13 protein-coding genes are annotated in these 13,068 nt (G+C 64.0%); 5 read left to right on the top strand and 8 right to left on the bottom strand.

Features of this window, described 5'->3' with window-relative positions:
• Window positions 1-143 precede the first annotated feature (143 nt).
• The 3 genes from ACZ6Z4_RS08725 to ACZ6Z4_RS08735 all read left to right on the top strand — a co-directional run bounded on the left by ACZ6Z4_RS08725 (window position 144) and on the right by ACZ6Z4_RS08735 (window position 3,544).
• Window positions 144-1,985: a ricin-type beta-trefoil lectin domain protein gene (locus tag ACZ6Z4_RS08725; RefSeq protein WP_465560018.1), complete on the top strand. Its 1,842-nt coding sequence runs from the start codon at window positions 144-146 to the stop codon at window positions 1,983-1,985.
• Between the two features lie 75 nt (window positions 1,986-2,060).
• Window positions 2,061-2,747: a hypothetical protein gene (locus ACZ6Z4_RS08730; RefSeq protein WP_465560021.1), complete on the top strand. Its 687-nt coding sequence runs from the start codon at window positions 2,061-2,063 to the stop codon at window positions 2,745-2,747.
• Window positions 2,748-2,890: 143 nt separating this feature from the next.
• Window positions 2,891-3,544, top strand: a complete 654-nt coding sequence (locus ACZ6Z4_RS08735) for a hypothetical protein (RefSeq protein WP_465560024.1) — start codon at window positions 2,891-2,893, stop codon at window positions 3,542-3,544.
• A 752-nt stretch (window positions 3,545-4,296) separates the two neighbouring features.
• Here ACZ6Z4_RS08735 and ACZ6Z4_RS08740 read toward each other — a convergent pair.
• From ACZ6Z4_RS08740 to ACZ6Z4_RS08755, 4 genes are all read right to left on the bottom strand, one after another.
• Entirely contained in the window at window positions 4,297-4,590 is a 294-nt protein-coding gene (locus ACZ6Z4_RS08740; protein ID WP_465560027.1) for a hypothetical protein, read from the bottom strand.
• Between the two features lie 242 nt (window positions 4,591-4,832).
• A complete protein-coding gene (locus ACZ6Z4_RS08745) occupies window positions 4,833-6,212 on the bottom strand; it encodes a hypothetical protein (protein ID WP_465560030.1) in 1,380 nt (459 codons plus the stop codon).
• A gap of 603 nt (window positions 6,213-6,815) precedes the next feature.
• Window positions 6,816-7,379 (bottom strand): hypothetical protein, encoded by a 564-nt coding sequence (locus tag ACZ6Z4_RS08750; protein ID WP_465560033.1) that lies wholly within the window; start codon window positions 7,377-7,379, stop codon window positions 6,816-6,818.
• 710 nt (window positions 7,380-8,089) lie between these two features.
• Entirely contained in the window at window positions 8,090-8,326 is a 237-nt protein-coding gene (locus ACZ6Z4_RS08755; protein WP_465560036.1) for a hypothetical protein, read from the bottom strand.
• Window positions 8,327-8,433: 107 nt separating this feature from the next.
• On the opposite strand from ACZ6Z4_RS08755, the gene ACZ6Z4_RS08760 reads away from it, so the two are divergent.
• Window positions 8,434-9,447, top strand: coding sequence for a nucleotide kinase domain-containing protein (locus tag ACZ6Z4_RS08760; RefSeq protein ID WP_465560040.1), 1,014 nt, complete (start codon window positions 8,434-8,436; stop codon window positions 9,445-9,447).
• Here ACZ6Z4_RS08760 and ACZ6Z4_RS08765 read toward each other — a convergent pair.
• Genes ACZ6Z4_RS08765 through ACZ6Z4_RS08780 form a run of 4 tightly spaced genes read right to left on the bottom strand, consistent with a single transcriptional unit; the run spans window position 9,444 to window position 11,836 of the window.
• Window positions 9,444-10,268 carry a thymidylate synthase family protein gene (locus ACZ6Z4_RS08765; protein ID WP_465560044.1) on the bottom strand — a complete coding sequence of 275 codons (825 nt, stop codon included), beginning with the start codon at window positions 10,266-10,268 and terminating at the stop codon, window positions 9,444-9,446. The genes ACZ6Z4_RS08760 and ACZ6Z4_RS08765 overlap by 4 nt on opposite strands.
• Window positions 10,269-10,304: 36 nt before the next feature.
• Window positions 10,305-11,192: an ImmA/IrrE family metallo-endopeptidase gene (locus tag ACZ6Z4_RS08770; protein WP_465560047.1), complete on the bottom strand. Its 888-nt coding sequence runs from the start codon at window positions 11,190-11,192 to the stop codon at window positions 10,305-10,307.
• A 3-nt stretch (window positions 11,193-11,195) separates the two neighbouring features.
• Window positions 11,196-11,597 carry a helix-turn-helix domain-containing protein gene (locus ACZ6Z4_RS08775; protein ID WP_465560050.1) on the bottom strand — a complete coding sequence of 134 codons (402 nt, stop codon included), beginning with the start codon at window positions 11,595-11,597 and terminating at the stop codon, window positions 11,196-11,198.
• Entirely contained in the window at window positions 11,594-11,836 is a 243-nt protein-coding gene (locus ACZ6Z4_RS08780; protein ID WP_465560053.1) for an acyl carrier protein, read from the bottom strand. Before ACZ6Z4_RS08780 ends, ACZ6Z4_RS08775 begins: the two co-directional genes overlap by 4 nt.
• A 139-nt stretch (window positions 11,837-11,975) precedes the next feature.
• On the opposite strand from ACZ6Z4_RS08780, the gene ACZ6Z4_RS08785 reads away from it, so the two are divergent.
• On the top strand, window positions 11,976-12,848 hold the full coding sequence (locus tag ACZ6Z4_RS08785) for a MazG nucleotide pyrophosphohydrolase domain-containing protein (protein ID WP_465560056.1): 873 nt from the start codon (window positions 11,976-11,978) through the stop codon (window positions 12,846-12,848).
• The last annotated feature ends 220 nt before the right edge of the window (window positions 12,849-13,068 follow it).

The following is a 13,068-nucleotide window of genomic DNA, read 5'->3' on the forward strand; positions in this document are numbered from 1 at the left end:
GACCATTGACGTGATTGCGGTGGTGCTGTTTCATGATGAAACAGTTTTTGCAGGATGCTCGGTTCTGGTGATCGGGCATGTGCATGACCATCTCGACCGGCGCGTGCCCCCGGCGCCGGTCGCCCGCCCCCGCAAGGAGAGTCATGTCGTCCTTCTGGAAACCCCGCGCCCGGCGCCGCCGTGGCGTCGTCCTGTCCGCCGCGGCGGCCGCCGTCGTCGCGGCCACCTGCCTGACGGTTCCGGCCCAGACCGCCTCGGCCGCGCCGAACGTCGCGGTCTACCTGACCACCCCGAACCGCTCCAGCCTGCTCGGCCGGCAGGGCGACCTGAGCTTCGGCTCCGGCGGCTCCGGGCCGACGATCTCGGTCAACCCCGGGACGACGTACCAGTCGATGGTCGGCTTCGGTGCCTCGTTCACCGACGCGGCAGCGTGGAACATCTTCAACTCACCGCGCCGCGACGAGGTGATGAACGCACTGTTCAACCGCGGCAGCGGGATCGGCCTCAGCTTCCTGCGCCAGCCGATCGGTGCGTCGGACTTCTCGCGCAGCTTCTACACCTACAACGACGGCGCCGCCGACCCGAGCCTGTCCCGGTTCTCGATCGCGCACGACCAGGCGTACATCCTGCCGCTGGTCAAGCAGGCGCTGGCGCTGAACCCGGAGATCTCGGTGATGGCGACGCCGTGGAGCGCGCCGGCCTGGATGAAGGACAACAACAATCTGATCGGCGGCTCGCTCAGCGACAGCCGGATCGGGGTGTACGCCGACTACCTGGTCAAGTTCACCCAGGCGTACCAGGCGGCCGGCGTACCGATCGACTACCTGAGCGTGCAGAACGAGCCGAAGTTCTCGCCGCCCGGGTACCCCGGCATGTACATGCTGGCCGGGCAGCAGAGCAACATCATCAACAACCTGGTGCCGAAGCTGCGCGCGGCCGGGCTGGACGCGCGGATGCTCGGCTACGACCACAACTGGGACGACACGTCGTACGCGCAGACGGTGAACAACAGCACCGGCAACAACGTGGTCGGCTCGGCCTGGCACTGCTACGGCGGCAACCCGTCGGGGCAGTCGGTGGTGCGCAACGCGCAGCCGAACAAGGAGATCTTCTTCACCGAGTGCTCCGGCACCAAGTCCGGTGACGACGCCTCAACGTTCCGCGACTCGCTGCGCTGGCAGGGCATCAACCTCGCGATCGGTACGACGCGCAACTGGGCCCGCACGGTGACCACCTGGAACATGGCGCTGAACAACGCCAACGGCCCGGTGATCGGCAGCTGCGGCAACTGCACCGGCGTCGCGACCGTCGACGGCAACAACGTCGCCTACAACGCCGAGTACTACGTCCTCGGCCACCTGAGCAAGTTCGTCCGCCCCGGCGCGGTCCGGATCGACTCCACCAACTACGGCGAGGGCGGCATCCAGAACGTTGCCTTCCGCAACCCCGACGGCACCATCGTCCTGGTCGCCATCAACAGCGGCGGCACCCAGAACTTCCAGGTCTCCTTCGGCGGCCAGAACTTCGGCTACAACCTCCCCGGCGGCGCCATGGCCACCTTCACCTGGCCCGGCAACGGCGGCACCAACCCACCCACCGGCGGCAACACCGGCCCCATCACCGGCCTCGCCGGCAAGTGCCTCGACGTCACCAACGGCTCCACCGCCAACGGCAACCAGCCCCAGCTGTGGACCTGCTCGTCCGGCCCCAACCAGCAGTGGACCGTCGGCACCGACGGCACCATCCGAGCCCTCGGCAAGTGCCTCGACGTGACGGGCAACGGCACCGCCAACGGCACCGCCGTACAACTCTGGGACTGCTTCGGCGGCCCCAACCAACGCTGGACCCGCTCCAACGGCACGCTGATCAACGCGGCGAGCAACACCTGCCTCGACGTACGCGACAACAGCTCAGCTGATGGTGCACGCCTGCAGATCTGGACCTGCACGGGAGGCGCGAACCAACGCTGGACGACCCCGGCGTAGCGTCTCGCGGGAGCCCTGCCCTGACCAGGGCTCCCGCTACCATCCCCTGGAGCCACACATCAGGGGAGCAGCCACGTGACGCTCGAGCCCTTCAGCCACCAAGCGGAGTTCCAGAAGTACCTCATGTACGACCCGGCGTACCTCGAGGCCGAGCAGTACCTGGCGAGGGCTCTCGATCTCGACCTCTCAACCAACGAGCACTTCGGCGAGGACTGGGTCCTCGCCCTCGACAAGCCCATGCTGTCCCGCTGCCGCCAGATCGTGGCTTCGCGGCCACGCCCCGAGGTCCTACAGGCACTGCTCGAAGCCCTCCGTGGCTCCTACCATCTCGCCGCGGTCCACGCTCTCCTCACCGAGATCGCCCTCCAGACCCGAGACGCCTGGCACGCCGGAGCCCGCACCGCGAACAACCGCGAGCTCCTGGGTCTCCTGGGCCAGGCCTACCGGTACGGCGTCAAGCCGGCCGATCTCCAGCTGGTCCTCGAAATGGCCGACGACCCCACTCTCGCCGGCGACGAAGATCTCCGCGCGTACTGGTTCGACGCCTTGGCCAAACTCAAGTCCCCGCAGGCCACCGGCCTGGCCAGCAGAATCCTCCACGACGACCAAGGCACCTGGACCGACCACCGAGCTGCCTTCGCTCTACAAGTCCTCGGCCGCCAATGGTCCGGCGAACACCACGACGTGGTCGCCGCTTTCGCCACGGACCACCCGGATTCCTACGTCCGAAGAACCGCGAAGCGAATCCTCCAGCGAGTCTGAGTCCACCTCGACGTGCAGGCGGTCTCTGGGCTGTACGTCGTACGGCTGAGTCGCCTTGCGGTTGGGGTCTGTGTCTTGCTGGCGCGATCAGAGCGTGTGCACACTCGGATCGGCGCTACTGCGTGCACCCGGGGAGGGGCAGCATGGACGGGTCACAAGCTCTTCGCCGGGCCGGGTGGGCCGGCATCGCCTCCGTCGTACTGCTCGGTGGTGCGGTGGCGTTGTGTGCATCGGTGGGCGTCGACGCGCCTGGAATATCGGATGCCGACATCCTGCGCAGGCTCAACGACGACACACGCCAGACCGCGGCCGGTATCGGCCTGCCGTTGCTCAGCGTGGGCGTGGCTCTGCTGCTGTGGTTCGCAGTGGGGCTGCGTCAGGCCCTGGACCGCTTGTCCGGCAGCGACCCACTCACCCACGCGATCGTCCCAGCCGCAGCGCTGTTCGGCGGCCTGATGATCACCGGCGTCTCGCTTGATGTGTCGACCGCGTTCAGCGCGTGGTCGACCGAGTTCACTCCGGACCCGGATGTCGCTCGGGTGCTCGGTACGGCGAGCGTCGTCGCAGCACTCACCGGTCTGGTCGGCGGTGCGGTGGTTGTCGCCGTGACGGCCCGGATCGGTCAGCGGACGCGGAGCTTGCCGCGGTGGGCGATCTGGGCGTCGTACGCCGTCGGCTTGCTCTGCCTATCGGGCTTTTGGACCGGAGGCACTGGCTCCGTAGCCTTCGGCCTGTGGCTCATCGCCGCCTCTATCGCCCTGCTGCGGACGCCTTGGCGTGACGGGAAGCCCTCCTGAACCTCACCCTCGACGGTCCGGCATGTCACCGGGCTCAGGTGTACAGGTTGTCCAGGAATGCTTCCTTGCACCGCTGGTCGCCGGCCCAGCTGTAGACACACACACCCGCAGCCCTGCCCTGGCCACCGGCGCCGACCCGGTCACCGTTTGATGACCTTCGCCGAGAAGAAGTCGACATCCGCCCGCGCCAGCCCGCCACTACCGGACGACCCCGCGGTGTACACCCGAACAGACACCACCCCGTCCCCCCCACCTCCGCGGGACCGGCGACCATGAGTCCCCAAGCACCGCCGCAAGCCCCACCGCAGTCCTCAGCGCACGTTTCTTCATCGATCCTCCTGAGCAGCCCGAACCCGCCCGCGAACCTCGCCGCAAGGCTAGATCCGTACGCCGACGCACCCCTGCCCGTACCGCACCCGTACCAAGACGCTCAGCCCGCGCCAACCAGACCCCAAGAGGACCCCAGCAACGACAAAGCCCAGATCACTCACGTGACCTGGGCTTGATGTGCGCCGCCAGGGACTCGAACCCCGAACCCGCTGATTTGCGTCCCGCGATTGTCATCGCCGATCAATCGTTGCGGAAAGTGGTCCTGACCTGCGCGTTCTCCAAGTATGACTTGTTGGGACTGGTGGACGGTCGTCGTCAGTGATCGTTGAGAGTGGTGCGCTAAGTGGTGCGTTGACCTGAACATGGGAAGCACGATCCCCTAGAAGAACGATCCTGTTCAAGCGGCCTGTGAATAAGTTCCGTCACTTGACACTCAGACACTCTATGTAGTCAGCGCTAGGACGCTCACTTGGATCGAGTCCGAGCTCGTGAAGGGCTTGACGGGCAGTTTGGTCTGCCTTCTTTAGCTTGATGACGACGAGCCCAGCCGGGTCGCGGGCGAGGATGTCGATCGATCCACCGGAGCCATCAGCATTCGCCAGCGAAAACTCGACCTCGATCAGTTCAAGTCCGGGTCCGACGATGCTGAGGTCAGTAGCTAGGCGATCCCGCAGCGCGGCCTCGGTCAGCGATCCGTCCTTCGCATGTTCACTCACGATCCCCCATTGATTCGATCAGCATCTCCGGACCGGTAGGGGAACATGAAGCCTGGAGACATCAGACAAAGTCAAGGGTCTCCACCACTGGTGTCCCGACGATGTGACCTTCGTCTGGCGCCGGGGATTCGCAGAGTCGCGGTCTTGTCGCTGTCGGCGGATCTGCGCAGGTAGAACTGCGGCACAGTGTGGTGCCGCTTCGCGATCGGACGACCCTCATTCTCCACGATCAGGAGTATTGCTCAGCATTCACCGAACGGGCGGTAGATCGTCTGGGGATTGGAACCGCTCGTGATCCAGATCCACGAGATCAACTTCTCCCCGCCCTCTTCTCCTATGCCGAAGATCAACGCTCCCTGCCCGTCGAAGAGGGCGTAGTCCGGCTCGGTGTTGGTGGGATCCAGAAAATGATCTGGCCCAATGTCGACCAGTCGAGAGCCGTAGGTGCTTCGAAGCCGGCTGAGGGTTGTACCGATCTTGATGCCGTCCGCTGTCCTGGGCTGTGGTCCTTTGATCAGGATGGCATCGAGATCATCCGGGTTGTCTCGGAACCGGAAGTCCGGGTAGACGCTTTGCTCGCCGACGAGCCGTTCCAGCGCGGCGCTGTTGTCGTACATTCGTCCGCAGATCTCGCCTGAAGCCCGCCTGATGTAGCCCGTTCGCACTGCTTCGGCGCCCGTCATGCCAATCTTCAGGGTGCCGAGGCGACCGGGGGCGAGGGTGAGATCGAGGGTGCGAGGCACCGGTCGCGGGAACACTCGTACGTCGTACGCTGCGCGATCCAGTCGAAGATCGGACAGGTACTCGCCGAGTGTGAATCCCGTGGAGAACGCGAAGATCGCCATCAAGGCCCTCTGGGCAGCCGCTGCGGCGGCGCCGAGGCTTGCTTCGCTCACCGGTAGACGACTGCCGAGGTCGACGATCAAGTTCCTGACGTCGTCAAAGTTCGAGACCGCGCACTCATAGGCCGCCGTCCTGACGCTCTCCCAGTCCCTCGATCTCCCGAAGTCGTGGAGGCATTGCCAGGCGGCGAGCAGGCTGGCGGCCGCGGCAACGGCTTCGTTGCCCTTTCCAAGACCGCCGACGATTGCTTTGTACGCTACGCCTGCTATGACATACGTCAGATCTGTGGTGGCCGAGAGGAGGGCGCGGTTACCAATGCTCCGCACTTGAGATTCGCTGAAACCGAGATGCAATTCGCCACCTGGAGGAAGGAACGCGCCGCCCACCAGTGCTCGACGGGCTGTCTCCGGCAGAGACAAGCCCGCCGCTATTCCCCAGGTGAGGAAGTTCTCAGGACCAGAGAAACCTCCTGGAGACGACCAGGCCCACTCCGGCGAGACTGCCGTCTGAAGTCCGAATCCATATCCTCGGTTGTTCGAGACCTTGACGACTAGCAACTCGGGATGCTGCGGATCGGATCCTGCACAGCTCCGGAGCGGCGCGTTCGCGTCATCGAGGAACACGATCTCGCCCGCCCACCGAGGGACGTTGCCTGTGCAGATGGGCGGCTTGCCGCGGTTACCAGTGACATCGCCGATCGTGGCAGTCAGGTCGTCCCACAGCGAGAAGTGGTCAACTTGCGCTGTTAGGGTCTGGCGATCAGCGCTCAGTGTGGTCACGACGGGAGTCCAGAATCCCGTCTCTTCGGATAGATAGGCCAAAGCAATCGAACGATCACTTGGCGCGGGCCTGCTGAGACGACGAGAAAGAGTGGCCCTCCGTCCCTCCAAACTGTCTCCGCTGATCCGGATCTCCACTGCGGAGCCACCTCGCTGAGTTCCGGCAGGCACCGAACCCCAGCCGCTGGCTGGCGCCTCCGGGGTCTCATCAACCTCGATCTCGTGACCCTTCAGTTCTTGAGGTACATCCACCTGCCAGTCAGGGTTGGTCGCCTGGCTCCGGGGGGACGGCGATGTTGATCCTCCCGAGTCGGGGCTCCCGGATCTCCCAGTACAACTGCTGAACACCAGGCCCACCACAACCACTGATGCGATCGCGTGCTTCTTCATCGACGCCCCCCGTATGTACCTCCCGCGCCCGTAGGCGGGTCTCTTCTGGTCAATCGCCCAGAAGCAGCGATCTGTTTCATGTTCGCCGCATCGCTCCAGTTGAGTGGTGACGTGGGAAGCCGGTCTCGGCGATCGGCCGCTCAGGCGCTCTCGTCCGGGGAACCGCTGCAGGGCGGTGCATATGGGGCCGGCGGCGTCCCAGCGCGCCGCGGCTCACTTGCAACCGTCGCGCGGAGTTGGCGACACTTCTCCGCAGAAGGCGAGCTGGAACTTGGCGACCAGTCGTGCGACGGCGGCCTTGGTCGCCGAACGCTCTCTGAATGTGCGGAGGAGTTCGGGTCCTTCGACCTTGATGAGAGCCTCGACGGTGGAGGCTCGGCCGAGGGCGGCCTTGAGATCGCTGTTCTCCTTGGAGAAGGCCTGCGTGAGCTGGATGTGGATCTCGTAGGCGGTGTCGCTACCGTAGACGAAGACCTGATCACCTTGCTTGAAGAACTCCTCTGAGGCTGGACGAAGCACGCCGAGCTCTTTGCCGAGTTCGTCGAGTGCGTCCGCTCGCCCCACTGTGTCCGAGGGCCTACGTGAGTTCCTCAGGTAGCGATCGACCGAAATGGTCGCGTTATCGGCTGCTGTGTCCATCGCCCTGACGGCACTGAGGTATGCGGCGTACAGAGCGGCCTTTTTCTCACGGCCTTCCTGCTGGCGGACCTCGTCGGCCGATGAACTGGCGGTCGTCAGGCTGACTACCGCGCTGAGGGTCGCCACCATCAGGGTCACGATGCTAGTTACGACGAGAGTCCAGTGCGGCCAGCCTGCCCCGTGCTGCCGTTCACCGGCAGCGGCTCGGAGGGACCGGAGTTCCCTTCGAGCGGCCGCACGGCTACGCACATATTCGGGTGATGCCATCGTTCCCCCAGGCTTCGAATTGACTACTGATTTACGTGGAGCACGACACTGAGGACTGCTGATTACTCGGCGGGTCGACGGAGGTAGTCGAGAGTGAACGCCGGGTCGAAGAAGCCGGTGACGTGCTACCTCGGCGGCATTCCGGTACCTTAATCGCGACCTTGGGTTCCTTGCTGTGTTGGCCTAAGAACTGCATCACGTCGGGTGGGGGCCTGCTCCGGGTGGAGGAGACCTGGGAGATCAACCGTCACGCCTCATTAAAGGCTGGCCTGCAGCCTTCAGAAGGCTCAACAGTTTGCCACCGGAGTGTCGTCGGTGCGGGCATCGACCTCGTTGACGTGACTACCGCTGGAGTTGACGGTCCAGAGCCGACCGGACTGCCTGCGCCTCAGCGGAGTGAATTCGAACGGCTTGCCGTGGTCGTCGATCTTGATCGAACCGTGTTCGTTGGACCCATATTGGTAGTCGACACACGCGAGCCGCTAGGCGACTGTTACCGATCGAGCAACCGTGTGTCGTGAGGTCTGCTTGGGATTACACGTGTGTTGGATCTCATGGCTACCGGTCGTTGGCAGCGCGTCTCAACTCGACTTGGTTGACCGACGCCGACCTGATGTGCGAATCACAGGCAGATCATTGCGTTCGTTCTGTTCGGCAAGAGCATCTGCCGAGAGTTGGCGGTAGGAGTGCAGAAGGCTTGTTAGCGCCTCCGGGTCTGTCTCCACGGCGCTGACCATCGCCGCCAGGATCTCCACGCGTGAGGTCCGCTCGCCGGCCAGAGCGGCAAGCCGAACCAGCATGTTGAGGCGATCGTCCACGTCGCGAGGCCAGGCGATGGAAGTTGTCCGTCGCTCAGCTTGATGACACAGCTTGTCCACGCGCCTCCATTCGTGACAAGGACTATATAAAGATTATATAGTCAAGCATGCCGGTGATGCTGCAGAACCGAGACAAGTCGGATCGCCTGGGTGGGTCACCCCGGGTGCGGGTGGCCGGTCGCACGTTGAGTACGACGCCGGTTTTCGACACCTACTGGAGATTTGCGGCAGCGAGACAACAGGTCTACGAGTCGCGGCTCGCAGGGAAGCCGCAGCCGTGGACCGATGACCCGATCCTCACTCAGCATCGGTTCACGAACTGCTTTCGCGCGGCCGATCGAGTCAGCCAGACACTTCTCACCGACGTCGTCTACAGCGGATCGCCTGCGTGGGAAGAGGTCTTCTTCCGCACGATGCTGTTCAAGGTCTTCAACAAGCAGTCGACCTGGGGCCTGTTGACCACCGTTCTCGGCCAGGTGCTGTGGGAGGACTACGACTACCGGCGCTACGACGATGTGCTCTCGGAAGCGTTCTCCAGGAACGAGCGGCTGTACTCCGCGGCCTACATCGTCCCGCCGCCGGCTTTGGGTGCCGACCGCAAGCACCGCAATCACTTACGGTTGCTGGAGCTGATGATGACCTCAGCTGCGCCAGAACGCGTTCTGACCGCGCCTTCGATGAGACAGGCGTACGAGGTCCTGCTTGGGTACCCTGCGATCGGGCCGTTCCTGGCGTACCAGTACTTGATCGACTTGAACTACGCCGACGAGATGCCCTTCTTCGAAAGTGACTTCGTGGTACCTGGACCTGGCGCGAGAGATGGTATTCGCAAGTGCTTCGGACCGGCCGCGGACGGCATCGAGGCTGACATCATCAGCTACATGGCTGACTCCCAGGCCGATCACTTCGAGCGGCTTGGACTGTCGTTTGCGGGCTTGAAAGGCAGACCGTTGCAACTGATCGACTGCCAGAACCTGTTCTGCGAGGTTGACAAATATGCGAGAGTCGCACACCCGGAGGTGCAAGGCCTCAGCGGTCGCAGCCGAATCAAGCAAACGTACCGGCGCGACCCTGAGGCGTTGACAGCGTGGTTCCCACCCAAGTGGGGCTTGAACCTCTAGAAGGAGATCATCGGCTCAGTCTGCCGGAGAAGAGGCCGTACCAGTTTGGTCTTCTCGAGTCGGGCGTAGCCGGCCATGACTGTCAGCGTACCGGCCTGCAGGCCTGCGCAACCTGCGACATGTGCGAGCAGGCGGCCGAGGCCGATGTAGTTCCCGTACGCCTTGTCCACCATGTAGTGATAGCGGTAGAACGCGGTCAGGTGGACCGTCTGGCCTTTCTCGAGCTGGAACGAGCAGTGGCTCAGACAAGGGAAGCCGCGGGTGTAGTTGTCGTGGCCACCGCGATGCACATGCGCGTCCAGCGACACGATTGGATCTTCGGTGGGTCCGCCGTCGACGGCTGGGTCGGCGACATCAACCTCGTACGCGGCGGTCTTCGGACCTGGTCCAGCTGCTTCATTCTTGAGCCGCTCGATCACCCTTCCCAGTTGATCGACGGGAGGCTTGTCTCCCCGGCCGGGGTAAGCGACCAGCCGGCCGAAGTAGGTGTCGCGCTGGTTCTTCGGGAATCGCCGGACGCGGGCGTACATGCTTCGGTAGCGCTTCACCAGATCCGCATGGCTCTCGCTCGACGCGGCCAATGCCCTGGGAAAGATGGTGTTGGCTACCGTTTCGGTCGGCGAGTAGTCGTCGGCCTTCAGCGCGCGTTCACGAACGCGGTCGAGGTCGGCTCGGAAGGCTAGATCGTCGCGGCTCGGGTCGGTGATGCGCACTACCGTGTGGTAGGCGCTGTGGTCCGGATTTTCGTTCCTGTCCAGCTCGTTGCACGCCGCGATCCAGGCGGCAGTGATGTCGGGCTGCTCAACGACGAATGTGTGCATGGCGACTCCTAGGATCTCGGGAGGCCGACAGGACCGTCACGGCCAGGTTCGGTCGTCTCCGCTTCGGACGGACTCCCGGACAAGCCGGAGTGTCAGCGGCTCGTTGGCCGTTGACGTGTGCAGATCGACTGTGCAACTCGCGGTCAGCTCATCGGTCACCGTGACCGCCGGGGCATACCCGGCCCGTCCGAGCTCGGTCCAGGCGGCGAGCTCCGGCACGATGTCGAACTGAGCGTCGGGGATGTACAGGACGAGGATGTCTCCGACATCCACATGGAAGATCTGATCGACGGTGCTGGGCAGGATCACATGGACGTGCGCCGTACCTGAGACTGGTCTCCCTCCGGTCAGCTTCCGCTTGAGCTTGGACGGGGGAATGGAAGTCCACTGGCCGGCTGTCACACGTGAGATCAGCCTGAGGTTGAGCAGTTGACGCACCGTCCCCGCGTAGGACGTTCCCAGCGCCCGACCGATGAGGTAAGCGTGCGTGGGCTGAAGAGCTCGGTTGCTGGCGATGCGTTCGATTGCAGCACGAACGGCGGGCTGTGGCATCAGGAACCACGCTGCGAACGCTTCGGCGGTCTTCTCGTGATCCGGCCAGCTGCGGTCGCCCCAGGTGATCGATCGGTCGAGCTCGATGTCGGCCGCGGTGGCATGATGGAGACGATGGTGGCCGAGTTCATGGGCCGCCGTGTGGCGCTGGTTGGTGATGTCCAGCCCGGCATTCAGAAGGACAGCAGGTCCGCTGTCCGCGGGGGAGAAGTAGACCCCGAACAGCCGCGGCATCGGTTTGGCGATCCCTTGCAGGCCGGCGGAGCGCAAGGCGCGGTGGACGGGGACGTACGTCGTACGGTCGATCTCGAGGTCGCGGTGAGCTTGGTTGGCCGCCATCCCGGCGATGCGATGCGCGAGATTCCAATCCATTGGCTACCCCTCTGGTTCCGAACTGCTGTCGTCCTGCTGCTCGGCTACTTGCTTGAAGTGCAGGTACCGGGCGAAGTTCAGCACTTCCTGCCGGTCTCCCTCCGTGAGTTCGGACAGTGCTCGCGGGAGGCCGGCCAGTACGTGCTCACCGATGTCGGGCTCGTTCTCCTCGGAAAGGAACCACGAGACTGGCTGGCGGTAGAGCCTGGCAAGCTTCTTGAGTTCGAGGCTGTCGACGCGGCGGGCACCGCGTTCGATGTCGCTGACCGCGCTGCGGGGGATGCCGGTGTTGTCGGCGACGTACTGCTGCGACATCCCCAGGTAGTCGCGCTTCGTGCGGAGCCGTTCACCCAGACGCTCGAGCTCCGGGTCGCGCGATCGGGGGTCTGACGATGGAGGTGTCATGGTTGCTGCCCTTCGATGATCGTGTCGAGAACGGTCCGGGAGAAAGTCCGGACCGATCGTGTTGAGCGCGCAGCCTCGGCATCGGCTGGGATGCTGATGCCGAAGTGCTCTTCCAGGCGGGTGAGGATCTCAACGATCAGCAATGAGTCGACGGGCAACTCTGCGCCCGCGGTGACGAGCTCGGACTGCAGTTGCGACGGGTCTTGATCCAGCAGCTCCGCCAGGAAGTCGATGATCACCGAGGTGATCTCTTCAGCGGTAGGGACCTGGGTGCTCAGATCTCCTCCTCGTTGTCTTGTTTTCCGACGACATGTCCTAGTATACGACAGGAGTCGAGAAATCCAACAACAATGTCGGCAGATCCGACAAGGAGGATCAATGGAGTTCAGCCGGTACCAGCAGGCAGCCGTCAAAACCCTCCAGCCTGCGGCTGAGGGAACGGATCCGGTCACAGTCCCGTTGCTAGGCCTGGCCGGGGAGGCAGGATCGGTGGCGACGATCTACAAGAAGATGTTGCGTGACGGCGCGGCCTTCGAGCAGGGCAAGGGGCAGATGCGCGAGGAGCTGGGGGACGTTCTCTGGTACGTCGCAGCCCTGGCCCACCGATGCGATCTGTCGCTGGATGACATCGCGGTCGCCAGCATCGAGAAGATCAAGGACCGATGGCGCACGACGCCGCTGTCGGAGAGATCGTTCTTCGATGATGACTTTCCGGCACATGAGCAGCTGCCGCGGAAGACTGTCGTGACGTTCGCGACGACGGTAGCCGAAGATGGCCGCGAGGTCGTCACGGTCACCAGGGCTGACGGGACGCCGGCCGGAGATCCGCTGACGAACGCCTCGCGGGTCGACGACGACTACCGCTATCACGACGTGTTCCACCTGGCGCATGCGGCAGTGCTCGGCTGGTCGCCGGTGAGTCGTTTCCTACTCGGCTGCAAGCGCAGGAGTCGGTCCGAGTTCGACGAGATGGAAGATGGCGGACGCGCCATTGCGATCGAGGAGGGGATCTCCGCTCTCGTCTTCTCCTACGCCGCGCGCCACGGGTACCTCCGTGATGTGACACGGATCGATCACGAGCTGTTGACCACCATCGGTCAGATGACGGCGCATCTCGAGGTCGGCGCTTGTCGAGCGGCGGACTGGGAGCATGCGATCCTGACCGGCTATCGGGCCTGGTGGAAGCTCCGCGGGGAAGGGGCGGGGCAGCTGGAGTTGGACCTGGAGGCTCAGACGCTGACGGTGGTGTGATCGACCGCGTATTGATCGCCTCGATCGCACTCAGATGACGAGGCCCATGCCGAAGGGACGTGGTCGAGTTGCGCCAGCTGGAGGAACCGGGCAAGCCCGGGGAACCTGGTAAGCACCAGAAAAAGAAGCGGCCCCAACGAAACCGCCGGGGCCCTGTTCCGACCCTGCTTCGTGAGATCTGAGAGAGAGAAGAAACGGGCCAACCTGGAGTCCATGGCCT

The sequence above is a fragment of the Kribbella sp. NPDC104740 genome, assembly GCF_055583505.1.